Source organism: Paucisalibacillus globulus (genome assembly GCF_900184735.1).
GTDB lineage: Bacteria > Bacillota > Bacilli > Bacillales > Amphibacillaceae > Ornithinibacillus > Ornithinibacillus globulus_B.
The window spans coordinates 132,477-155,615 of the sequence record NZ_LT855385.1 but is presented as its reverse complement, the minus strand read 5'-3'; the positions used below and the strand labels follow the sequence as shown (position 1 = coordinate 155,615).

Here is a 23,139-nt window from a genome sequence, read left to right as displayed (position 1 = left end):
GGCTGCTTTATGGAAATGTACTTTTCCTAAAGACAGCCTTCCGTTTTGTTTATTTGTTAATTTAGTTAAATGGGGAGGATAAAATGATATATCTTGATAATAGTGCTACAACAAAACCACATCCAGAAGTCTTAAAAAGCTTTGAACAAGTTTCAACGAGCTTTTTCGCTAATCCTTCCTCTATACATCAACTTGGTGGAGAGACAGAAAAGCTCTTAATAAAATCAAAGCAACAAGCGGCAATGCTATTAAAAGTACATGAAGATGAAATTATATTTACATCAGGTGGTACGGAAGGAAATAATATAGCAATCAAAGGTATTGCATTGGAGCACCAAGGAAGAGGAAAACATATTATCACGACAGAAATTGAGCATCCTTCTGTTTATGAAGGATGTAAAAGCTTAGAAAAGCTAGGTTTCGAAGTGACTTTTTTACCTGTTAATCAAGATGGAGTCGTGTCGATTGAAGATGTTGAGAAAGCAATTCGAAAGGATACCATCCTGATAAGTATCATGCATGTAAATAATGAAATTGGCTCTATTCAACCTATAAAGGAAATTGGGGAAATCGCTAAAAAACACCCAAAATTATTCTTTCATGTCGATCATGTACAAGGCTTAGGTAAGGTTCCACTTTCACTAGATAATAGTGGAATCGATTTATGTACGATGTCTGGCCATAAGATTCATGGGTTAAAGGGAACTGGCCTGTTATATTGTCGTAGAGGTGTAAAACTTTTCCCTTTATTCCATGGAGGAGATCAGGAATTTGCAATTCGATCTGGAACAGAGAACTTGGCTGGTGCTGTTTCGTTGGTGAAAGCTCTCAGGTTGATTAAAGAACGTGAAGAAAAAGAGTCAGGCAAACTTCTAGAACTAAATCATTTTCTTCGTCAAGAACTAAAGAATATGGAAAAAGTGGTGTTAAATACACCTGAAGAATCAGCACCACATATTGTTAACTTTTCAATTCCTGGGTTAAAACCAGAAGTTATGATTCATACTTTAGGAAAGCAAGGGATATTTATTTCTACTAAATCTGCATGTTCTTCTAAAGATTTAGATGAAAGTAGAATTATCAAAGCTTGTGGCTACAATCAAATAAGAACTAAATCTGCACTTCGCGTTAGTTTGTCTTACGATAACACAATAGAAGAAGTTAAGATTTTCTTGAATAAATTAAATGAAGCAATTAACCAATTAAAAGAAGTTATGGAGTAGATACTAATGGAATTTGATCATATTTTAATACGCTATGGAGAATTATCCTTAAAAGGAAAGAATCGTAAAAAGTTTGTTGAGAAACTGCAGAATAATATCCAACAGAAATTAGTGGATTTTCCAGAAGTAAAAGTAAAAAGAACACAAGGAAGAATGTTTGTTTTATTAAATGGTCATGCACCACAACCTATTATGGACAAGGTAAAGAATGTATTTGGAATCCATAGTTTAAGCCTTGCAATTAAAGTGGAAAATGACCTAGAGAAAATTAAAGATGCTGCGTTATATGCTTTAACAAATTCTGAGAATGTTAACACATTTAAAGTTTCTGTGAAAAGAATTAATAAAGGATTTCCGGTGCGCTCACAAGAATTAAATCAAATTCTAGGTGGGCATCTATTAAGTAATACCGAATCCTACACAGTAAATGTTCATTCACCTGACATAGACGTACGGGTAGAAATCCGTGGGGAAGCAACCTACATCACTTCTAGTGTTGTTCGTGGAGCAGGAGGCTTACCGGTAGGGACGTCTGATAAAACATTATTACTTTTATCTGGCGGTATAGATAGTCCTGTTGCAGGGTATTTGGCAATGAAGCGTGGTGTGCAAATTGAAGCAATCCACTTTGAATCACCTCCATTCACTAGTGACCGTGCTAAGCAAAAGGTATTAGACTTAGCCGAAAAGTTAACCAAGTTTGGGCCTAGTATTAAGGTTCATGTTGTTCCTTTTACAAAGTTACAACAAAAGATATTCCAAGAAACACCTGATGGATATGGTATGACTGTGATGAGAAGAATGATGCTTCGAATAAGTGAAAGAGTTTGTCAAAACGAAGGGATTCTTTCTCTTACGACTGGAGAGAATTTAGGTCAGGTAGCAAGTCAAACGATGACTAGTATGAATACTATTAATGAAGTTACAAACTATCCAATTATTAGACCACTAGTAACTATGGATAAAGATGAAATAATCGAAATATCTAAAGCAATTGATACATTCGATATTTCAATAAGACCTTACGAAGATTGTTGTACAATTTTTGTACCAAAAGCACCAAAAACAAAACCTAAACGTGATCGTGTAAATTATTATGAATCAAAATTTAACTACGATGACCTTATCCAAGAAGCAATCGAGGGGATAGAGGTAATTAAAATTAATGATAGGAAAGTGGAAGAAGACGCATTTGAAGGGTTGTTTTAAGCATAAATAGAGGTTGTGGAAGTACGAAAATCAATTCCAACACTTTCCAATAAAAATTATGAATGAATCACCTCCTAACGACACAATATAAGCGTACCAAGGAGGTGAAATACCATGGCAAACAATAACAGCAACAATTCTAACCAATTACTTGTACCTGGTGCACAACAAGCACTAGAACAAATGAAGTATGAAATTGCTCAAGAATTTGGTGTTCAACTTGGTGCAGATACAACTTCTCGTGCTAACGGATCTGTTGGTGGAGAAATCACTAAGCGTCTAGTTCAAATGGCTGAACAACAATTTGGTGGATATAACGGATAATAAAAAGTAAATAGGTATAAAATGGCTAGGGCTATTCTCTATGAGAATAGCCCTTTTATTTTATCTATGGACATTTTCGTATAAAAATGGAAACTTGTGGCAGACTACCAATATTAATTCTTGGAGATGGAAGTATGATTTGGGTTATTGTGATTGGTTTATTGTTGTTTCTTATTATCTTTCTACTCTTAATGCAATTAAAAATAAGAATACAATATCGCTATCAAAAAGATAAACATCAGGCCACAATACATTTATTTTATATGAAAATGAGATTAATCCATCGAACTATAAAAATAAATGAATATACGATTGATGAGTCACAGCTTATTGAATTAGTCCAGGAATTTAAAAAAGAAGATCAGGATGATAATTTGTTAGGGATACTTAAAAAAATGACGAATCAAATTAATGAGATTAGTAAAATTTTCATGTTCATGCTTAAGAGTATTTCTTTTCATGAATTTAAGTGGATAACACATTTTGGAACGGGAGATGCCAGTAGTACTGGAGCATTGGCTGGTGGTATTTGGGCCTTAAAAGGAACAATGATAGGGTTTCTCATTGAACAAACAGAATTAAAGGTTCAACCAAAAGTTTCCGTAACCCCGCATTTCCAACAAAGGGGGCTCTATTCGGAGGTTGATTGCATTGTAACGATTCGATTAGGAAAAGCTATCCGTACAGCTATACGAGTAATGCGCAATCTTAAAGTGAAGGAAGAAGTTTATATATAATTGCTTAAGGAGGATTACAATGGAAGAACATCCAATTCAAGGTCTTATGACGACAGCAATGGAAAACTTAAAGGATATGATTGAGGTTAATACCATCATTGGTGACCCAGTTGAATCACCTGATGGTAGTGTGATTATTCCAGTTTCAAAGGTTGGGTTTGGTTTTGCAGCTGGTGGTACTGAATTTATGCCAAGTAGTTCAGGTTCTCAAGGGGATAGTGAAAGTGGAGGAAGTGGAAGTGAGGCTGTTTTTCCATTTGGTGGTGGTAGTGGTGGAGGTGTTTCCATTACGCCTGTAGCATTCCTAATTGTAAGTCCAAAGGGTATAAAGATGGTGCATCTCGATGAAAATACTCATATCTACGAAAAGTTGCTAGACTTTGCACCAAAAGCAGTCGAAAAAATTCAACAACTATTAAAAGAAAGTAATATTGGAAAAGGATCAAAAGGGGATGAAAAGAAACGGGAGAAGGGAGAAAGTAAAGGAAAAGAGAAAGAAAAAGATAAAGAGGATAAAAACGAAAAAGATAAAAAATCGGATGACAAGGAAGAGTCAACGAACAAGGAAAAATCGGATTCAGAAGAATCTCCATCGATTTATGATATTTAATTATAAGCTAGGCGATTCATTTCTTGGAAATCGCCTTTTTGTTTGTCTATAATAGAGATAAGTCAATTTATAGGAGGAATAAAATGACAAACGTTACATTTGGCGAAAAGCCTGTTACATTATTAGGCAATGAATTAAAAGTAGGAGATTCTGCTCCAGATTTTAAGGCACTTACGAATGATTTAGAAGAAAAGTCTCTTTCAGACTATAAGGGGAAAATAAAATTAATAAGTGTTGTACCTTCTATTGATACTGGAGTTTGCTCTATTCAAACAAACCGTTTCAATGAAGAAGCTAAGAAATTAGACAATGTACAAGTTGTAACGATTAGTATGGACCTTCCTTTTGCACAAAAGCGTTGGAAAGAAGTTAATCAAGTTGAGAGCTTAGAAATGCTTTCTGACCATCGTGATGGAGACTTCGGTGAGAAATTCGGAGTTTTAATTAAAGAACTACGATTACTAGCCCGTTCTATTTTTGTTGTAGACTCTAATGATAAGATTACATATGTGGAATATGTTAGTGAAGTAAGTAATCATCCTGACTATGATAAAGCACTAGAAGCTGCGAAACAAGCTGAATAATATCTGAAAAGTCTCCCCGAGCAGAAGCTGGGGAGCTTTTTATATAATGAAAATTTCTGACAAAATCATTAGTTTGTACAGTTGCATTGGTATCTGATACAATAATACAGGTTTGAATGAACGGAGGAGTTATATGGAGAAAACAAAAGTTGAATCTTTATTTGAGTGGTTAGATGATACAACCAAAATTGTTGAACAACACTTAAATGAGACATATTTGGATAGTTTGATTATTGCAATGGAGACATTATTTTATCAAAGTGCAGATGAATCGATGGATGACATTCTTACGCATAAATTACATACAGCATTAGAAAAGATTAATCTAAATGATTATCATCCAGAAGATATTCGTAAAGCGATACAATTTACAGTCCTAAAAGGTATGAAGGATACAACTCAACAACAACATTTGATTACTCCGGAAGCTATCGCATTAATTCTAGGTTATTTAGTTCAGAAACTAATGAAAAATTATGAAAACATTCGAATCTTTGACCCAGCGGCCGGTACTGGGAATCTTATAACAACAGTGATCTCGCAACTAAAGAAACCAACAGAAGCATATGCAGGAGAAGTGGATCCAACCTTAATTCAACTTGGGGTTGTGAGTGCTAACCTACAGAAAATTCCCATAGAGTTTTTCCATCAGGATAGTTTACGTCCTTTCCTATTAGACCCAGTTGATGTGGTTGTTTCCGATTTCCCGGTAGGGTATTATCCGGATGATATACGGGCAGCAAACTTCGAGCTAAAAGCTAATGAAGGGCATTCTTTTGCGCATTATTTATTCCTGGAACAAAGTATTAACTATACAAACCCTGGTGGATATTTAGTGTTAATGGTTCCTAATATTATTTTTGATGGGGAAGATGCCGATAAACTACATGCATTTCTTCAGAAGAATGCTCATATCATCGGTGTCCTTCAACTCCCTGAAAGTGCATTTAAGTCCAAGAAAAACGCGAAATGCATATTAATCTTACAAAAGAAGGGGAAAAATACAGAAGGACCGAAACAACCTTTATTAGTACAACTTCCATCATTGAAAAATTCACATGCAATGGAAGATGTCTTAGGTAAAATGAACGAATGGTTTACAAATTATCATAAATAACAGGAGTGTACAGCATGACTAACGTATTAGCAATTAACGCAGGGAGTTCTTCCTTGAAATTTCAACTCATTCAAATGCCAGAGGAAACAGTGAAGGCAAAGGGACTTGTGGAACGGATCGGGTTACCAGAAGCAGTATTTACTATTGAAATTAGTGGAAACAAAGATAAAAACGTGACAGATATTCCAAATCATGAAGTAGCTGTAAAACTACTACTTGAAAAACTTACATCATCGGGTGTAATCCAATCTTTAGACGAAATTGATGCTGTGGGCCACCGTGTTGTTCATGGAGGAGAGAAGTTCAGTGATTCTGTCGTTATAACGGAACAAGTTATTCAGGATATTGATGAAGTCTCAGAACTTGCACCATTGCATAATCCGGCAAACTTAACGGGTATTCAGGCATTTAGAGAAGTATTACCCAATATTCCAATGGTAGCGGTATTTGACACTGCATTCCATCAAACAATGGAGCCTAAATCTTATTTGTACAGTCTTCCATATGAATATTACGAGAAATATGGAATTCGTAAATACGGATTTCACGGTACTTCCCATAAGTATGTTTCAAGACGGGCAGCAGAATTGATGAATCGACCACTTGAAGACCTGCGATTAATATCTTGTCATTTAGGGAATGGAGCTAGTATTGCAGCGATTAAAGGTGGAAAAGCAATGGATACTTCGATGGGATTCACTCCACTAGCTGGTGTTACAATGGGGACGCGTTCAGGTAATATTGATCCGGCTTTAATTCCTTATATCATGGAGAAGACAGAAATGACTGCTGAAGAAGTAGTCAATGTCCTAAATAAAGAAAGTGGGATGCTTGCTCTATCAGGTTTTTCAAGTGACCTTCGTGATATTGAAGAACAAGCTGAATCAAATAAACGTGCGGAGCTTGCATTAGATGTATTTGCAGGAAGAATCCATAAATATATTGGTTCCTATGCAGCAAAAATGTCTGGTATTGATGCAGTTATTTTCACTGCAGGTGTTGGTGAAAATAGTGATGTTATCCGTGCAAAAGTACTAAATGGATTAGAATTTATGGGTATTTATTGGGATCCAATGCTAAACCAATCTGCGAGAGGGAAAGAAACTTTTATTAGCTATCCACACTCACCGGTAAAAGTAATGGTCATTCCTACTAATGAAGAAGTTATGATAGCAAGAGATGTTATTCGTTTAACACAGTAATATAAAGGTTTTGATATGTATTCCATATCAAAACCTTTTTTATGTTTACCTCACAACTAGAACATCACAGTTTGCATGTCTTGTTATACTCTCTGAAACACTACCAATTAAAAATCGTTCCACTGCATTCATACCTGTGGCTCCACAGATTATTAAATCAGCTTTAAAGTTCTGTGCAATATCTTTTGCAATTTTTACTTTGGGTGAACCATATTCGATACAACGGGAGATTTGATTTATTCCAACTTCTTTTGCACTCTCGACACAGCTATCCACTAAATCCTTTGCGTAAGCCTCAGCTTGGTCTGATAAAGAACCATCATAAGCCTCTGCATATGCAAATGATCGGAAGTCTACAACATGGGCAATAATTAGATGGGCATCATTACGCTTCACAATATCAAGGGCTTTATTAAATGCAATCTCGGATGCTTCTGAACCATCAACCGCAACAACAATATTTTTGTATTCAAATTTCACTTGAATCTCCCCTTTCCTTATCTACTTCCATTATATTATAAAGCGTTTTCAATTGGTAAAAGTAAACAAGCTTTTATTGGCAATTTCGGTACAAACTAATAGTGGAGGTGAGTACATGGCCAAGAAAAAAGATCAAAATAAGCTATTTGAAGATCCAAGCGGTGTTTCCGCAGTGAAAAACCAGTTATTTGAAAGTTATCAAAGTGGTGTAGTAGAAGACCAATTGCATAATAATAAAGGTATTTGGACCTTTAATAATAGAAAGGCTTAGTATTTACCCATCCAACTACAATCTACCCTAAATTGGGGTAGATTGTTTTTATTTAATTCGATATGATTATAATAGTGTATCTTTTTAAATTTTTTGGTACAATGAAAGTGCTTACATATAAAGAGGGATGGTGTTCTATATGAAGATAGGAGTTCCAAAAGAGATAAAGAATAATGAAAATAGGGTAGCTATCACTCCCGCTGGGGTATTAACCTTAACAAATGCAGGACATGAAGTTTATGTAGAAACTACAGCAGGTCTTGGTTCCGGATTTACGGACGAGCAATACACTCAAGCTGGTGCATTTATTGTTGATAGTGCAAAGGAAGCATGGAAGCAAGAAATGGTTATGAAAGTTAAAGAGCCACTACCAGCTGAATATGATTATTTTTATGAAGGTCAAATATTATTTACATATTTACATCTAGCTGCTGAACCAGAATTAACACGTGTGCTATTGGAGAAAAAAGTAGTTGGACTAGCTTATGAAACGGTACAATTAGATAATCGTACATTACCATTACTAACCCCAATGAGTGAAGTTGCAGGACGTATGGCTGCCCAAATCGGTGCTCAGTTCCTCGAAAAGTCTAAAGGTGGTAAAGGGATACTACTTGCCGGAATACCTGGGGTAAAACGTGCCAATGTAACCGTTATTGGTGGAGGAGTTGTTGGAGCAAACGCTGCCAAAATAGCAGTAGGTCTTGGAGCGAATGTTACGATTTTGGATTTAAGCCCTGAGAGACTCCGTTATTTGGATGATGTTTTTGGTTCTTCAGTAAACACGATGATGTCTAACCCAATGAATATTGCAGATTGTGTTGCACAATCTGATTTAGTAATTGGAGCTGTATTAATTCCAGGAGCAAAAGCACCTAAACTTGTGACAGAAGAAATGGTTAAGCAGATGTCTGAGGGGTCTGTTATTGTAGATGTTGCGATTGACCAAGGTGGTATCTTTGAGACAAGTGATCGAATTACTACCCATGATAACCCGACATTTACGAAACATGGCGTACTTCATTACTCTGTTGCGAATATGCCTGGGGGTGTACCTCGCACAGCGACAATTGGTTTAACGAATGTGACCGTTCCATATGCACTTCAAATTGCTAATAAAGGCTACGCGCAAGCATGTCTAAGTAATGCAGCATTATTAAAAGGTCTTAATACATTGGATGGTTATGTGACCTATGAGGCAGTTGCGATTGCACATGGGCTGGAATATAGAAAATCTGAGGAATTATTAGCCTAATTATAAGGGGCAGACTTCAAAATAGTCTGCCCCTTGTTTTTTTATTTAATAATTTGTAGTTCTTTTGGAAACTTGGTTAATATTTCAGCGCCGTTTTCTGTTACAAAAATCATATCTTCAATACGGACTCCCGCTGTCTTTGGAACATAGATGCCTGGTTCAATGGTAAAACACATTCCTTTTTCTAAAGGAAGTGTATTCTTTCCATGAAGTGAAGGGTATTCATGAGTTTCAATACCTAATCCATGTCCAATGCGATGATTAAAGTATTTACCATATCCATTTGCTTCAATATGGTCTCGTGCTGCTAAATCAATGTTTCCAACTGCAGTACCAATTTTTGATGCTTCAATTGCTTTAAGTTGCCCTTCTAGTACTGTTTGATAAATCTTCTTTTGTTCGTCGTTAACAGATTTAAAGGCAACAGTTCTTGTGATATCTGAACAATATCCCTCATAAATAACGCCAAGATCGAATAACACCATATCACCAGGCTGTAATTTAGCTGCACCTGGAGTTCCATGTGGAGAAGCTGCTTTTTGACCAAATAAAACCATAGTAGAGAATGACATGGACTGAACACCTTGTTTTTTAAGCTCATATTCAATCTCAGCAATAACCTCAAGTTCCGTAATGCCTTCTCTTAGAGCGTTCACCCCAGTTTGAACCCCGAAATCAGCAAGTTCGGCAGCTTTTTTAAGCAATTCGTATTCCTGTTGATTTTTAATGACACGTAGAGATGCTAACAGTTCTTGTGCCTGTTTTACGTCTGTATCAGGTAAGATTTCTTTAATATTATTGTAGCGGCTTAAAGTTAGATTATCTTCTTCAACGCCGAGTGTCTCAGGTATTTTTCCTGAGTTATTTAGAAATGCTAGAAATAATTCCCAAGGATCCTCGTGATCATGATAATCAATCATAGAATAATTCCAACCAGCAGCTTTAGCATCTTCTGATTCCATAGCTGGAAGAATTAAGACTGGTTCATGATGTGTTGAAACATAAACAGCAACCACTCTCTCATGTGGATCCGTATAATAGTTACTTAAATAATAGACATTTGCTGGAGAAGTAACCAATATGCTTTCTAGTTGTTTTGTACTAAGTTCCTCTAGTAATGCCTCAATTCTTGTAGACATATATATCACCTCATTTACTATCCATTATAAACTTTAAAAAAAATATTGTACAACAGAGAAGTTTTTGAAACCATTTTGTTTTATTTACGTATGAAAGGTAACGCGTTAAAAATTTAAATAATTGGAGGGTAATTAGTATGTTTAAATTTTTCAAACGAATGAAGACAGTAGTAAGTTCAGAACTAAATGCAATGTTAGATAAAGCAGAGGATCCAGTAAAAATGCTGGACCAATTCTTACGGGATATGGGTGAAGATATAAGAGATGCAGAAGCGGCAGTAGCAAAACAAATTGCCAATGAGAAGATATTAAAACGTAAAGCAGAAGATGCACAAGCTATGGTCGAGAAGAGACAGGCCCAAGCGGAAAAGGCAGTAGTAGCAGGGGAAGATGAGTTAGCAAAACGTGCATTACAAGAAAAGAAAGAATATGAGAACCAAGCTAGCTTATTACAACAATCTTATGAGCAAGCTAAAAGTGATTCCCAAATACTTAAAAGTAAGCTTGATGAAATGAAGCGAGAATACCAAGAAATGAATCTGAAGAAAGATTCATTAAAAGCACGTGCAGAGTCCGCACAAACACGAACGAAGATTAATCGAAGCATGTCCTCTATAGGTGGGGATGAATCGAGACGTGGATTTGAACGTATGGAAGAAAAAGTACTGCGTTTTGAAGCAGAAGCAGAGACTAGTGAGGATTTGTCTACGGAGAGCCGTACGTTAGATGACGAGTTTAGAAAGTTAGATTCTAATGTGGATGACGAGCTAGAAGCATTAAAGAAAGCAATGGGTAAAGAGTAAGAAAATAGACAAGGCAGCATATTGAACCCCGTGCTGCCTTTTTTTATGTTTATTAAAGGAATATTCGTGTAAATATAGAATCTATAATAGGAACGATAAATGTATGAAAGGATGATTGATTTGAAAGTATCTTATCATGGACATTCAGTTGTAAAGGTAGAAACTGGGGAACATACAATACTAATTGATCCATTCATTAATGGGAATGGATTATGTGATTTAAAAGAAGATGAAGTAAAAGCTGACTACATATTATTGACTCATGGTCACAATGATCATGTAGGAGACACAGTAGAAATTGCGAAGCGAAATGATGCATTAGTAATTGCTCCAAATGAACTGGCGGATTATATTGGCTCTAAAGGAGTAAAGGTTCATAATATGCATATTGGTGGTTCGCGAGTTTTTGAATTTGGAATGGTAAAGTTTACTCAGGCTTTCCATGGTTCATCATTCGTTGAGGAGGATGGTTCCATTATTTATACTGGAATGCCATCGGGAATCCTTTTAACTGTTGAAGGTAAAACCATTTATCATTTAGGAGATACGGCATTATTTACAGATTTAAAGATGTACGGGGAAATGAACGATATTGACCTTGCATTTATCCCAATTGGTGATAACTTTACCATGGGTCCTGAAGATGCATCAGTTGCGGCAGAATGGGTGAATGCGAAAATAGTAGTACCGATTCACTATAATACATTCCCGGTGATTGAACAAGATCCGGAGGAGTTTGTTCAGAAATTGCGCTCCGGGCAAGGGAAGGTTATGAGACCTGGTGAAAAATTAGAATTGTAGGATTGAATCCGTAGTAATGACCCATAAGGAGTGAATAGATGGATTTTATTAGTTGGAATGATTTCATACAACCAACAAATCCGAAAGCTTCGATATTTTTTGGTTTACTATTTACGGTTATTGTGACTTTAGCTGCTTGGTATGGGACTAAGGAGAAGAAGACAGTAGTTGTGGTGTTTATTGCTGGATTAATAGTTGTAATTTTTGGCATTTTGTTACTAAATGTATCTGGATATTACGATTAGAGAACTAAACTAAAAGAGGCCGCTTTTTCATGAACAAAACCTTAATTGGGGTACAGTTCAAACAGCGGCTTCTTATATTAGTCATTAAATTTTTCGGTAAATCTATTTCCAATTAATCTCAATTTCACATGATTTTATCTTATTAATATCTTCAACTTTACAAACTTGCCCATGAACCTCTATTCTTGCATTTGGTTTATATTGTTCATTTGCCTGAATATAAAGATTTCCCTTTACTACAAGCTTTACATGATTACTTAAGGATAAATTATTTCCAATCACATACATATTCTCATTCACAACAATAGTGTTATGGTTAAAAACATTCAATCCCCCAAAAAAGGCAACACTCTTCATAAAAAGAAATTCACCGTCACATATTGCTTTATTTTGATTCCCATTGGTTGAAATATTAACGTATTTATTAAATAGTGTATTGTCCTCAAAAATACATCCCGAAATATCGTCTTCTTCTGTAAACTCGTTAGGTGGCTTATCTCCAATGGCTCTATTTACACTATAGGAAAATGATTTTTTCTCAAAAGCAGTACTAATTTCTGTTTGATTATTCCCATTTGAAGCAGTTAGTGTAAACGATAATGTATCCTGCACTGGATCAGCTTCTATACAATTCCCATTGGAAGTCCCATTTTGTACATTTTCAAAAGTATATTGAATATCAACGTCTGAAATACAAATTTTGTCCATACCTTCTTTATATTGATTACGAAGATCATTAATAGCTAAGTTCATTTCTTTATTCAATGAAATACTATGACTGACTTTCTCTTGATTACCTATTGCTTGAGTTAATGCAGTGGCAGAGAGAACTATTACAATTGCGAATAATCCAATAGCACCTAGTAACTCTATAAGAGTTAACCCTTTCTCATTATTGAAATGACTTTTTTTCATATATACACTTCCTCTAGGAATGATATAATAGGTATAAATACACATAAAAGGATTGAACTCTATTGTTTTCCAAAATAGATAACCATTCAAATGACGGTTTTACCCTTATTGAAATTATAGCATCTATTGCAATTTTAGGTATGATTATTGTGATTTTTTTACCGATTTTTCCTCAAATCATGCAATGGACAAATCAAGCAGATGATGAATTGGTTGCGAGTAATTTACTAGGTAAAATTGCTTATGATATAAAAGAAGATTCTTCACTTTATAATAGTCAACCTATTAATGAATGTAATCTGGGAGAACCTTTTACTAAAGAATTTATGGAAAATAGATTTAAAGTGAAGCTAACTCTTTGCAAGGAAGAAACGGTGGAGCTATATAGAACAAATATTAAAATCTACTTAAACAATAAATTACTAAGTCAATCCTATACATATGTAGGTGAATAGAATGAAAAAACGTAGTAATGAATATGGTGCAGCTCTGGTTATGACATTAATGATTATTACATTATTGCTATTATTTATCATGACCCTTTTATTTCAAATAACAAATACTACGAAACAAGTGACAACAATGGAAAAGAATATCGTAGCTGAACAGATTGCTCAAATGGGAGTCGATTATTTTCGTACATATATTGATTCTATTATCCCCGACACGATAAACGATGTAGAGCAAATTGAGAATTTAGCAATTCAGGAATTAAATCTGATTGAATTAGATGTGAATCATAAGTTTTGGATTGAAAGTGAAGCACCAACTAGTATAACCGATAATGAAGTTGTTATTGAATTTACTAGTTTTGGGGAGGCCAACGGGAAAAAAGAAAGTATTCAATCTTCCATTAAGATCCAATTAGAAAGTGGGGATAATTAATGCCGACACGGAAGCGTTTAGGAGATTTGTTAAAGGATGCAGGTCTTGTATCGGAAGAACAAATAAATGAAACACTGACAAATAAAAGTAACAATCAGAAACTAGGGGATGCACTACTTGAGCGAGGGTACATTACCGAGCGACAATTAATAGAAGTACTTGAATTTCAATTAGGTATACCACATGTTTCTTTATACCAATATCCAATAGATGAAAGAGTACTTGGATTTGTCTCTAAGGAAATGGCGCAGGAGCAACACATAATGCCTCTAAGAATGCAGGAAAATGAATTATTGGTTGCGATGAACGATCCAATGGATTACTACGTGATTGATGACCTTGAGATATCAACTGGATTAGGTATATCACCAGTAATTGCAACAAGAGACGATATCTTATATGCCATAAATCGGTACTACTTTAATAATGATGACGGAATAGATCCTAGTGTGTTAGAAGATGATGATGAATCCCCAATCATTAATACACTTGATCAAATACTAACAACTGGTGTTCAACTTAAAGCAAGTGATATTCATATTGACCCTCAAGAGCAACATGTACATGTTCGCTACCGTATTGATGGTCAATTACGTTCTGAGAAAACAATACCTAAACAATTTCAGAATTCGTTAATTGCTAGAATCAAAATCTTGGCAAACCTAAACATTACCCAAACACGCTTACCTCAAGATGGTCGGATTAAAACAACTGTAGGGGTGACACCCGTTGATTTACGGATATCCAGTCTACCTACTGTCAATGGTGAAAAAATAGTAATTCGTATTTTAGATTTAAATAATGCCTTAATGCAGTTAAATGAGTTAAATTTCTCTGAGCAAAATAAAAGGAAATATAGGCAGTTAATTTCACAACCATCTGGATTGGTATTATTAACAGGACCAACAGGATCAGGAAAAACCTCCACATTATATGCTTCAATCAATGATTTGAATAAAGAAACGGTTAATATTGTCACGATTGAGGATCCGGTGGAGTTTCAAATGGAAGGTGTAAACCAAGTCCAGGTTAATAGTTCAGTTGGCCTGACATTTGCGGAAGGCTTACGTTCAATCTTAAGACAAGACCCAAATATTATTATGGTTGGAGAAATACGTGATCAGGAGACTGCTGAAATAGCAATTCGTGCTTCCCTGACCGGTCATCTAGTATTAAGTACGCTGCATACAAACAGTGCCCTAGATGCAATTCCAAGACTTACTGACATGGGCATAGAGCCTTATTTAGTAGTGTCCTCACTAAACGGTGTTGTTGCACAACGTCTAGTACGAAAGATTTGCCGCGATTGCCTAACTGAGAGACAGCCAACTGAGATGGAAAAAGATATTTTTTCTAAAAATAATATGACCGTTGATACTGTTTACTATGGTAAAGGTTGTAGTAGCTGTCACCATCGTGGATATAGAGGTAGGATTGCGGTTCATGAGGTATTAGTCATAGACGAAACGATTAAAGGAATGTTATTAAATCAACGTTCCATTGCTGATATTCGCACGTATGCAAAGAATGAAGGTATGGAATTCTTGATCCATGATGGATTGAAAAAAATACAAACTGGTTTAACGACTATGGAAGAGATTATGCAGGTTTCAATAAGTATATAGGGGGACTAAAATTATGAAAGAGTTATTTGATCAATGGTTAAAGGATGCATTCTATAAACAGGCATCAGATGTACATTTAACAATTGGGAAAGCCCCTATTTTCCGTGTGAATGGAAATCTTATCGAGCAAGATATGGAAAAATTAAACCCATCAGATACTACTAACATTGTTAGAGAGATTATTCCGGGTGAGTTATGGGACAAGTTAGAAAAGAATCGAGAATTGGATTTTTCTTATGGAATTCATGGTGTATCTAGATTTCGAATCAATACATTTTATCAACGTGGTGAATTATCATTATCAATACGGATAGTCCCAACCAGAATTCCTTCTATAGAAGAACTATATTTGCCGCCAATTGCAAAAGAAATCGTCAAACAGCCGCAAGGGTTAATTCTAGTTACCGGTCCTACTGGAAGCGGGAAAAGTACAACACTTGCTTCGATGATAGATTTTATGAATAAGTCGATGCCTAAACACATTATTACACTAGAGGATCCGATTGAATATATGCACTCCCACCAACAATCTGTTATTGACCAACGGGAAGTGGGCTTTGATACGAACAGTTTTGTTTCAGGGCTTAGGGCGAGTCTGCGTCAAGATCCGGATGTAATTCTAGTTGGAGAAATGCGGGATTTAGAAACGATTTCCACGGCTGTTACTGCTGCTGAAACAGGTCACTTAGTACTTGGGACATTACATACGACAGATGCTATCTCCACAATCGAAAGGATTATTGATGTGTTTCCTGCTGAACAACAAACACAAATTAGAATTCAATTGTCTTCCATACTAAAGGCAGTCATTTCACAGCGTTTATTAATTACAAAGGATGGCTCCGGGAGAAGAGTAGCAACCGAGGTATTAATCAATACTTCTGCTGTTAAAAATCTAATTCGTAATGAAAAACTCCATCAAGTCCAGAATGTGCTACAAACATCCAAAGAGCAAGGAATGCATACCTTGGAAATGGATTTAAAGCGGTTATTACAAGAAGATATTATTTCATTTGAAGTAGCAGCTCCTTTTATGCAGGAAAGGGGTTACTAAATGAACTATCAATATACTGGAAAGCGGTTATCAGGAGAAAAAGTTAAAGGGAAAATTGATGCAGATTCCAAGAAAGACGCACTAGAGCAACTAGAAAAAGAAGGCTTTATTATATTAGGTATTGAAGAAACCAAGCCTTGGAATAAAGAAATCATTTTAAATAAAAAAATAAAAAATGAGGATTTTGTTATATTTCTAAGACAATATGCAACATTAATACATGCTGGAGTTTCTATTTCCGATGCTACCAAAACGATGAGTAAGCAGACGAATAACTATGCCCTGCAGAATGCCTTAGATGATATTGATAAACAACTTGACCAGGGACAAGCACTTTCTGTAGCGGCAGAGCGACACCCAAAGGTGTTTCCAACATTACTGGTAAATATGATAAGCGCAGGAGAAGTCGCTGGTAAATTGGATGAAATCTTGAATCAAATGGCTGATTACTATGAAAAAGAATATCGGAATAAACAAAAGTTAATTTCAGCTATTATGTATCCTGCCGTTGTTAGTGTTGTAACTTTTTTTCTTACGGTATTTTTATTAGTATTTATTGTCCCACAATTTGTTAATATGTTTAACTCCTTTGGTGAGGAAATACCAGCTTATACACAATTTATTCTTAATTTAAGTGAATTTGTAGGGGCATTTTGGTGGATGTTAGTCGTCCTATTTATGCTTTGTTTTGTCTTATACAAGTTTTTATTACAAAATGACCAATTTGCATTTAGAATGGATTACTTAAAACTGAAATTTCCTTTTCTAGGTGTTCTAGTTCATAAAGGCGTATTAGTGCGAATGACCCAAACACTTAGTACATTGGTCAACAGTGCCGTCCCGATTTTACAATCTATCGAAATAACGGAGAGAATCGTAGGGAATCGTGTTATCCAAGATGTTCTAGCACGTTCGAGAAAATCCTTGGAAAAAGGTGAATCCATTACAAAACCGATGAAAGAACATTGGGCATTTCCAGCTTTAGTAGTTCAAATGGTCCAAATAGGAGAAAAAACAGGTACATTAGACCATATGCTTCTTAAAGCTGCAGAGTTCTATGAAGAGGAACTAGATCAATTGTCCAACCGGATAAAAACTTTAATTGAACCATTAATGATTATTGTGCTTACTGTTATAGTTGGTGGAATAATTGCTGCAGTAGTAATACCGATGTTCTCCTTATTTGAAAATATTCAATAATAATATAGAAATATGTCTAATTATGTTTTATAATTGGATTGTAGGACTTATGTAGGATACAATGATTGATTATCCGTATCTGGGCACTTGGATAGTCAGGAGTAACTAGTGCAACCGACAACAACATTGTCTTAACATAATACAAAAAAATCAAGGTAAAGGTGGGAGTATTTTGTTAAAGCAAACATGGAAGAAGTTGAAGAAAGAGAAAGGTTTTACTTTAGTAGAACTATTGGCGGTAATTGCTATTTTGGGGATTATTGTGGCAATTGCGATTCCTACAATCGGGAATGTGATTGACAGTTCAGAGAAGAAAGCTGATGAAGCGAACATTAAATTAATGGAAGACGCTGCGAGATTAGCATATACTAGTAATGTTGACCCAGCGAATGGAACTGCATACACACTTTCTGAACTAGAAGATAGTGGATTTCTAAGTGAAATACCAACTAAACCTGGTACTAAAGAAAAATACACCGGTACTATAGATGTTACTAAGGAATCAGAGTCTAGTGGAGCAAAATTTAAATATACTGAATAAATAATATCTATAAATTTAACGCCCTTTCTCAATAGTTTAAGGGCGTTTTATTCCTTTTAGAATGTTTTTGTAGAAAGTAGGGGCTTTTTGTTATGGAATTAATTATTATTTCCTTATTTGGCCTTATCTTCGGTTCCTTTTTCAACGTAGTAGGCCTCCGTGTACCTAAAAAACAAGCCTTCACCAATGATCGTTCCTTCTGTCCTCAGTGTAAACATACATTATCTTGGTATGAACTCATCCCAGTTTTATCATACATACTCCAGCGTGGGAAGTGCAGGAACTGTAAGACAAAGATTTCGGTTATTTATCCAATAATGGAGTTAGCTACTGGAATATTATTTGCTTTGAGTTATATACATTTTGGCTTTACAGTGGAATTAATTACTTCACTTTTACTAATGTCCATGTTAGTAATTATCTTTGTCTCAGATATAACGTATATGCTTATTCCAAATAAAGTATTGTTATTCTTTTTACCATTATTTATTATCATCCGAGTGTTGGAACCTCTTGACCCTTGGTGGTCGCCAGTAGCAGGCGCTATAATTGGGTTCGTTTTAATTGCTATTATCATTCTGGTCAGCCGTGGTGGTATGGGCGCTGGTGATATGAAGTTATTTGCGGTTCTTGGTATTGTGTTAGGAATGAAAAACGTCCTGTTAGCATTCTTTTTATCCTGTATCATTGGTTCAATTTTTGGCATCATTCTCTTAGCCTTAAAGATAATAAATCGAAAGCAACCAGTTCCATTTGGGCCTTATATTGTAGTTGCAACAATTATTACATATTATTATGGAGAATCTTTGATGAATTGGTATTTCAACATACTAGTATAAGTAGGTGATAGCATGGGCTTTATGAATTCTGGCAGGGTGAATATCGTGATTACAAATCGGGTTTTACGATATTCTTGTCACAGGAATACTTCCATTGACAGTATGCTTACTCATGGAGAAGTAGTCTTACCAGAGGGTTTAATTAAAGATGGCGTCATTACAAACAAAGCTGTCTTTGAAGAAATTGTCCACAAGTTAGTAAGGGAGAATAAATGGAAAGGGAAGAAACTGTGTTTTAGTGTTCCAGATGACACCGTCGTGATACGGCAGTTGCAAATTCCGTCAACCTTAACAGAGGAAGAGGCTTCTGGATATATTAAGACGCAGATTGGTAATAGTTTCTATCTGCCTTTTTCAGATCCAGCTATTGCTATCGATTTCTTAGATGCGGATGAGAGAAACAGGAATGTTCTTTTATATGCATACCCAAAGGAAAAGATTTCATCATTTGAAGAAGCGTTTGAAGAGAAAGGACTTAAGCCTGTCGTGGCGGACTTAACCGCTTTATCTGTCTATCGCTATTACTACCAACAGAAACAAGAAGATAAAGAAAATGTCTTACTTATACATTGGAACCACGAAGCATTAATATTAACAGCTTTTCAACAACACAAAGCCATATTTACTAGATATATGAAAACAACAGACGTGCAAGCTGAATTAACAAAAGAAACTGCAATACAAATTATTCAAGAATATAGTGTAGAAATAAATCGTATTATTGACTTTTACCAGTATTCTATAACAAAAGGAAAGTCTAGTATTGACTTGCTTCTTCTTTCTGGTGATTTTCCATACCTATCGAAAGTGGAACAAACTATCTTAGAAAATAGTTCCATTCCAATCCATCAATTCTCGGAAGAAAAGGTATCGGTAAAATACTTTGATGTGCTGGGACTCGCTTTAAAGAAAGAGGTATAGGGGGTAAACGATGAACACGGAAATTAATTTTCTTGAAAAACAACCAAATAAATATCTTATACCTCTTATACTGGCTCTATTATTTCTAATCTTACTGGCCGCCGTATCATTACTTATTTATTTTCAACAAAATAAGTATGAACAGGCTATCAAGATAGAGGAGGAGAAAATATCTCAGATAGAAATCCTCCTACAGAAGCATAATCAGGAAAGTGGATCAGAACGACAACTTGCTGAACTAAAACAAGAAGTTGATTCGATTGAGAATGGAATTATTCCAAATGTTTCACTGTATCGTAATGTTCTTGGTTTACTTGATTCACCGGGTCAATTTATTAGCTTCGACTATTCGGATAGTAATCGATTTGTACTGAATGCGAATTTTGAGAACTTAGATTCTGTTGCACAATATCTTTCTACCGTTCTTAAGTGGAATTATATCTTAGATGCGGATTTAAGTAGTATTTACCGTCAAGAGGATACCTATTTAGCTACCTTAACCTTTTATATTGAGCCAGATATAATGCGAGAGGAGCTAAAGCATGAATAAGTGGACAAAAACACATACTTATTTCTTAATAGGTGTTGTAATAGCGGTTGTGGCTATTTATGTCATTTGTTTTTTTATGATTATAAGACCGCTCCAGGTAGAAATGAATAATGTTGAACAACAGCTCGACATGGTTGAAAAGCGCTATGAAACGATTAATAACCAATCCGAACAGGAAGAATTAGATGAAGATTTAGAGAATGTAATGTTAAAAGTTCCATATGGGGAGTCACCCGATCAAGTTCTTTCAAATTTACAAGTATTAGCATCTAATGCCAATGTACAAATTACTTCTATATCTTCAGTGGGTAGTGAGATGGATAAGGAACCTAATGAAGAGGATGAAGCAGTAAAGGTAAATAGGACAGGGTATTCCTTAGAAGTCCAAGGCGATAGTCTAGAGGATGTAAATGAATTTCTGGATTCAATATTAGAAAGTGAAAGATTAATGGTTATGGATACGTTATTAATATCCCAAGATGAACAGTCTGTTGCAGTTTCTGTAACTATGACAACTTTCTACTCAGGGAATACCATAGATTAGGCAGGATAATGCTTTGTTATCTTGCTTTTTTTATGTTTGTGCATTATGAAGTGACAGGGGACAAGGTACTAATTAATCTAATTTCCTCATAAACTTTACTACAAAGAACAAAGGAGGGAAATTATGAGACACTACGCTTTTCTAAGGTTATTGTTAGCGGCATTCTTTATGTACTTCGCCTGGCCACTAATACCACAAGCTACTTCACAATTAGAAATGTTATTCTGGGGAGCTTGGTTAGCTTTTTTTGTATTAGTTTTTGGAGCAAATTTTGCTACGTTGTTGAAAATGTCAGAGCCACCTGTAATGGAACAGGAGTATGCCAAAGTTAGACAAACAGATGGTTAAACATTGAGTCTAAAGCCATTCAACTGTATAATATAGATACTAAAGATGACTAGTACAGTTGGAAGTTGGTGAGGAACGTAGTGGCAACAAAACATGAACAAATTATTCAACATATTATTTCTTTATCTGTCGGGAGTAAAATTTCCGTTAGACAAATTGCGAAAGATTTAAATGTCAGTGATGGTACTGCTTACCGCGCTATTAAAGAAGCGGAGAATATAGGCTTGGTTAGTACAATTGAACGAGTAGGTACTATTCGTATAGAACGAAAGAAAAAAGAGAATTTTGAAAGACTTACGTTTGCTGAGGTAATCAATATTGTGGATGGACAAGTACTTGGTGGACGGGAAGGTCTTCATAAAACACTTAACAAGTTTGTAATCGGTGCAATGCAATTAGATGCAATGATGCGTTATACAGAGGCAGGGTCATTACTAATAGTAGGTAACCGAATAAAAGCACATGAACTTGCTCTAAATGAAGGTGCTGCTGTCTTAATAACGGGTGGATTTGATACGGAAGATTATATTAAGAAATTAGCCGATGAAAAACAGCTTCCGATTATCTCAACAAGTTATGATACCTTTACAGTAGCTGCCATGATTAACAGGGCAATTTATGACCAGTTGATAAAGAAAGAGATTGTATTGGTTGGTGATATTTGTACACCTGCTGAAAATGCCCATTACTTAAAATTGGGAGATCGTGTTGAAGATTGGTATGAAATAAATGAAAAATCCACACATTCTAGATTTCCGGTATTAGATGGTAAGAATCGTGTAGTTGGAATGGTGACATCAAAAGATATTATTGGTAAAGAGAAGAATTTCCCAATTGATAAAGTGATGACAAAAAATCCAATCGTAGTACAATCGAAAACCTCCTTAGCATCTGTAGGACATATGATGGTGTGGGAAGGTATTGAAGTGGTTCCTGTTGTGGATGAATCAACCGTGTTGAAAGGAATTGTTTCCCGGCAGGATGTCCTAAAGGCTCTGCAACAGATTCAACGACAGCCACAAATTGGTGAAACGATCGATGATATTGTGAAAAGTAATGTGGAGTCCATAGAAGATGATAAAACCATTTATCGAGCCAAAGTAATTCCACAAATGACCAATCAGTTAGGTACTTTATCTCCTGGAGTATTTACATCTCTCATTACAGAAGCAAGCAGTCGTTTATTATTACGGTTGAAAAAAGGGGATCTAGTAGTAGAGAACCTAACTGTTTACTTCATTAAACCAGTACCAATAGATGCTAATCTAACAATCAAACCAACGATCATCGAAACTGGCCGTATCTATGCTAAAATAGACGTAGAAATGTACAATGAGAAAAAGCTAGTAGGAAAAGCACTGTTAATGGCCCAGATAATTGATAGGTAGTAGGTAAATAAAAAAGCTGACTAGAAATTCTAGTCAGCTGGATTTAATCTTTTCCATTCATTACGATAATGCTTCGTTTCCTTGGAGCCCCTAACAAGCTGCATAACACCAAGAATAACAAAAAGAATCCCGACAAATAAAGAAATCTGAGTTTGATAGAATACATACTGGTTTATTCCAAAAGTAAGTAAAAATAATCCAAGACAAACTCTAGATTTTGCATTAAAATAACGTTGAGTTAATCCATCCTTTGTCTTCAGGATGGAAACCTTGTAATATATGTACATAACAGCGGATATCACAATAATAATTGGAAAAATAACCATAAG

29 protein-coding genes and 1 riboswitch are annotated in these 23,139 nt (G+C 35.4%); of the genes, 25 read left to right on the top strand and 4 right to left on the bottom strand.

Going from position 1 to position 23,139, the window contains the following annotated elements:
• Positions 1 to 83: 83 nt before the first annotated feature.
• The 8 genes from BN999_RS01915 to BN999_RS01880 all read left to right on the top strand — a co-directional run bounded on the left by BN999_RS01915 (position 84) and on the right by BN999_RS01880 (position 7,006).
• Positions 84 to 1,223, top strand: coding sequence for a cysteine desulfurase family protein (locus tag BN999_RS01915; RefSeq protein ID WP_096269701.1), 1,140 nt, complete (start codon positions 84 to 86; stop codon positions 1,221 to 1,223).
• A 6-nt stretch (positions 1,224 to 1,229) separates the two neighbouring features.
• Positions 1,230 to 2,432, top strand: coding sequence for a tRNA uracil 4-sulfurtransferase ThiI (gene thiI, locus BN999_RS01910; RefSeq protein ID WP_096269700.1), 1,203 nt, complete (start codon positions 1,230 to 1,232; stop codon positions 2,430 to 2,432).
• Positions 2,433 to 2,546: 114 nt separating this feature from the next.
• Positions 2,547 to 2,756, top strand: a complete 210-nt coding sequence (locus BN999_RS01905) for an alpha/beta-type small acid-soluble spore protein (protein ID WP_096269699.1) — start codon at positions 2,547 to 2,549, stop codon at positions 2,754 to 2,756.
• Between the two features lie 134 nt (positions 2,757 to 2,890).
• Positions 2,891 to 3,493, top strand: coding sequence for a DUF2953 domain-containing protein (locus BN999_RS01900; RefSeq protein ID WP_176481843.1), 603 nt, complete (start codon positions 2,891 to 2,893; stop codon positions 3,491 to 3,493).
• 19 nt (positions 3,494 to 3,512) lie between these two features.
• On the top strand, positions 3,513 to 4,103 hold the full coding sequence (gene ytfJ / locus BN999_RS01895) for a GerW family sporulation protein (RefSeq protein WP_096269697.1): 591 nt from the start codon (positions 3,513 to 3,515) through the stop codon (positions 4,101 to 4,103).
• Positions 4,104 to 4,186: 83 nt separating this feature from the next.
• On the top strand, positions 4,187 to 4,687 hold the full coding sequence (tpx, locus tag BN999_RS01890) for a thiol peroxidase (RefSeq protein WP_096269696.1): 501 nt from the start codon (positions 4,187 to 4,189) through the stop codon (positions 4,685 to 4,687).
• 133 nt (positions 4,688 to 4,820) lie between these two features.
• Positions 4,821 to 5,804, top strand: coding sequence for a class I SAM-dependent methyltransferase (locus BN999_RS01885; protein ID WP_096269695.1), 984 nt, complete (start codon positions 4,821 to 4,823; stop codon positions 5,802 to 5,804).
• Between the two features lie 14 nt (positions 5,805 to 5,818).
• A complete protein-coding gene (locus tag BN999_RS01880; RefSeq protein WP_096269694.1) occupies positions 5,819 to 7,006 on the top strand; it encodes an acetate kinase in 1,188 nt (395 codons plus the stop codon).
• Positions 7,007 to 7,051: 45 nt separating this feature from the next.
• Here BN999_RS01880 and BN999_RS01875 read toward each other — a convergent pair whose 3' ends face one another.
• Positions 7,052 to 7,486 carry a universal stress protein gene (locus tag BN999_RS01875; protein WP_096269693.1) on the bottom strand — a complete coding sequence of 145 codons (435 nt, stop codon included), beginning with the start codon at positions 7,484 to 7,486 and terminating at the stop codon, positions 7,052 to 7,054.
• A gap of 115 nt (positions 7,487 to 7,601) precedes the next feature.
• Between BN999_RS01875 and BN999_RS20465 the strand changes: the two genes are divergently transcribed.
• Positions 7,602 to 7,757 carry a hypothetical protein gene (locus tag BN999_RS20465; protein ID WP_176481842.1) on the top strand — a complete coding sequence of 52 codons (156 nt, stop codon included), beginning with the start codon at positions 7,602 to 7,604 and terminating at the stop codon, positions 7,755 to 7,757.
• Positions 7,758 to 7,896: 139 nt separating this feature from the next.
• The gene (ald, locus tag BN999_RS01870) at positions 7,897 to 9,012 is read left to right on the top strand and encodes an alanine dehydrogenase (protein WP_096269692.1); all 1,116 of its coding nucleotides are present in this window, start codon (positions 7,897 to 7,899) and stop codon (positions 9,010 to 9,012) included.
• Between the two features lie 41 nt (positions 9,013 to 9,053).
• Here ald and BN999_RS01865 read toward each other — a convergent pair whose 3' ends face one another.
• On the bottom strand, positions 9,054 to 10,151 hold the full coding sequence (locus BN999_RS01865; RefSeq protein ID WP_096269691.1) for a M24 family metallopeptidase: 1,098 nt from the start codon (positions 10,149 to 10,151) through the stop codon (positions 9,054 to 9,056).
• A gap of 137 nt (positions 10,152 to 10,288) precedes the next feature.
• Between BN999_RS01865 and BN999_RS01860 the strand changes: the two genes are divergently transcribed.
• The 3 genes from BN999_RS01860 to BN999_RS01850 all read left to right on the top strand — a co-directional run bounded on the left by BN999_RS01860 (position 10,289) and on the right by BN999_RS01850 (position 12,000).
• Complete coding sequence (locus tag BN999_RS01860; RefSeq protein WP_096269690.1) at positions 10,289 to 10,954, top strand: PspA/IM30 family protein; 666 nt, start codon at positions 10,289 to 10,291, stop codon at positions 10,952 to 10,954.
• 120 nt (positions 10,955 to 11,074) lie between these two features.
• Complete coding sequence (locus tag BN999_RS01855) at positions 11,075 to 11,755, top strand: metal-dependent hydrolase (RefSeq protein ID WP_096269689.1); 681 nt, start codon at positions 11,075 to 11,077, stop codon at positions 11,753 to 11,755.
• A gap of 38 nt (positions 11,756 to 11,793) precedes the next feature.
• Positions 11,794 to 12,000, top strand: a complete 207-nt coding sequence (locus BN999_RS01850) for a hypothetical protein (protein WP_096269688.1) — start codon at positions 11,794 to 11,796, stop codon at positions 11,998 to 12,000.
• A 102-nt stretch (positions 12,001 to 12,102) separates the two neighbouring features.
• Here BN999_RS01850 and BN999_RS01845 read toward each other — a convergent pair whose 3' ends face one another.
• Positions 12,103 to 12,915: a type II secretion system protein gene (locus BN999_RS01845; RefSeq protein WP_096269687.1), complete on the bottom strand. Its 813-nt coding sequence runs from the start codon at positions 12,913 to 12,915 to the stop codon at positions 12,103 to 12,105.
• 62 nt (positions 12,916 to 12,977) lie between these two features.
• On the opposite strand from BN999_RS01845, the gene BN999_RS01840 reads away from it, so the two are divergent.
• The 12 genes from BN999_RS01840 to BN999_RS01785 all read left to right on the top strand — a co-directional run bounded on the left by BN999_RS01840 (position 12,978) and on the right by BN999_RS01785 (position 22,810).
• Positions 12,978 to 13,370 (top strand): type II secretion system protein, encoded by a 393-nt coding sequence (locus BN999_RS01840; RefSeq protein WP_096269686.1) that lies wholly within the window; start codon positions 12,978 to 12,980, stop codon positions 13,368 to 13,370.
• 1 nt (position 13,371) lies between these two features.
• A complete protein-coding gene (locus BN999_RS01835) occupies positions 13,372 to 13,800 on the top strand; it encodes a hypothetical protein (protein WP_096269685.1) in 429 nt (142 codons plus the stop codon).
• A complete protein-coding gene (locus BN999_RS01830) occupies positions 13,800 to 15,425 on the top strand; it encodes a GspE/PulE family protein (protein ID WP_096269684.1) in 1,626 nt (541 codons plus the stop codon). Before BN999_RS01835 ends, BN999_RS01830 begins: the two co-directional genes overlap by 1 nt.
• A 13-nt stretch (positions 15,426 to 15,438) precedes the next feature.
• Positions 15,439 to 16,479 (top strand): type IV pilus twitching motility protein PilT, encoded by a 1,041-nt coding sequence (locus tag BN999_RS01825; RefSeq protein WP_096269683.1) that lies wholly within the window; start codon positions 15,439 to 15,441, stop codon positions 16,477 to 16,479.
• Positions 16,480 to 17,679 carry a type II secretion system F family protein gene (locus tag BN999_RS01820; protein ID WP_096269682.1) on the top strand — a complete coding sequence of 400 codons (1,200 nt, stop codon included), beginning with the start codon at positions 16,480 to 16,482 and terminating at the stop codon, positions 17,677 to 17,679. It abuts the gene before it with no gap.
• A 47-nt stretch (positions 17,680 to 17,726) separates the two neighbouring features.
• Positions 17,727 to 17,808, top strand: a riboswitch (cyclic di-GMP riboswitch).
• Positions 17,809 to 17,851: 43 nt separating this feature from the next.
• Positions 17,852 to 18,220, top strand: coding sequence for a competence type IV pilus major pilin ComGC (locus BN999_RS01815; RefSeq protein WP_096269681.1), 369 nt, complete (start codon positions 17,852 to 17,854; stop codon positions 18,218 to 18,220).
• 92 nt (positions 18,221 to 18,312) lie between these two features.
• Entirely contained in the window at positions 18,313 to 19,059 is a 747-nt protein-coding gene (locus BN999_RS01810; protein WP_096269680.1) for a prepilin peptidase, read from the top strand.
• A gap of 12 nt (positions 19,060 to 19,071) precedes the next feature.
• Positions 19,072 to 19,980: a type IV pilus biogenesis protein PilM gene (gene pilM / locus BN999_RS01805; RefSeq protein ID WP_096269679.1), complete on the top strand. Its 909-nt coding sequence runs from the start codon at positions 19,072 to 19,074 to the stop codon at positions 19,978 to 19,980.
• Between the two features lie 10 nt (positions 19,981 to 19,990).
• Positions 19,991 to 20,530, top strand: coding sequence for a hypothetical protein (locus BN999_RS01800; protein WP_096269678.1), 540 nt, complete (start codon positions 19,991 to 19,993; stop codon positions 20,528 to 20,530).
• Complete coding sequence (locus BN999_RS01795) at positions 20,523 to 21,074, top strand: hypothetical protein (RefSeq protein WP_096269677.1); 552 nt, start codon at positions 20,523 to 20,525, stop codon at positions 21,072 to 21,074. The genes BN999_RS01800 and BN999_RS01795 overlap by 8 nt, the downstream gene beginning before the upstream one ends.
• Positions 21,075 to 21,197: 123 nt before the next feature.
• The gene (locus tag BN999_RS01790) at positions 21,198 to 21,422 is read left to right on the top strand and encodes a hypothetical protein (protein WP_096269676.1); all 225 of its coding nucleotides are present in this window, start codon (positions 21,198 to 21,200) and stop codon (positions 21,420 to 21,422) included.
• An 80-nt stretch (positions 21,423 to 21,502) separates the two neighbouring features.
• On the top strand, positions 21,503 to 22,810 hold the full coding sequence (locus tag BN999_RS01785) for a DRTGG domain-containing protein (protein WP_096269675.1): 1,308 nt from the start codon (positions 21,503 to 21,505) through the stop codon (positions 22,808 to 22,810).
• 29 nt (positions 22,811 to 22,839) lie between these two features.
• On the opposite strand, the gene BN999_RS01780 is transcribed toward BN999_RS01785, so the two are convergent.
• Complete coding sequence (locus tag BN999_RS01780) at positions 22,840 to 23,136, bottom strand: YtpI family protein (RefSeq protein ID WP_096269755.1); 297 nt, start codon at positions 23,134 to 23,136, stop codon at positions 22,840 to 22,842.
• Positions 23,137 to 23,139: the final 3 nt, after the last annotated feature.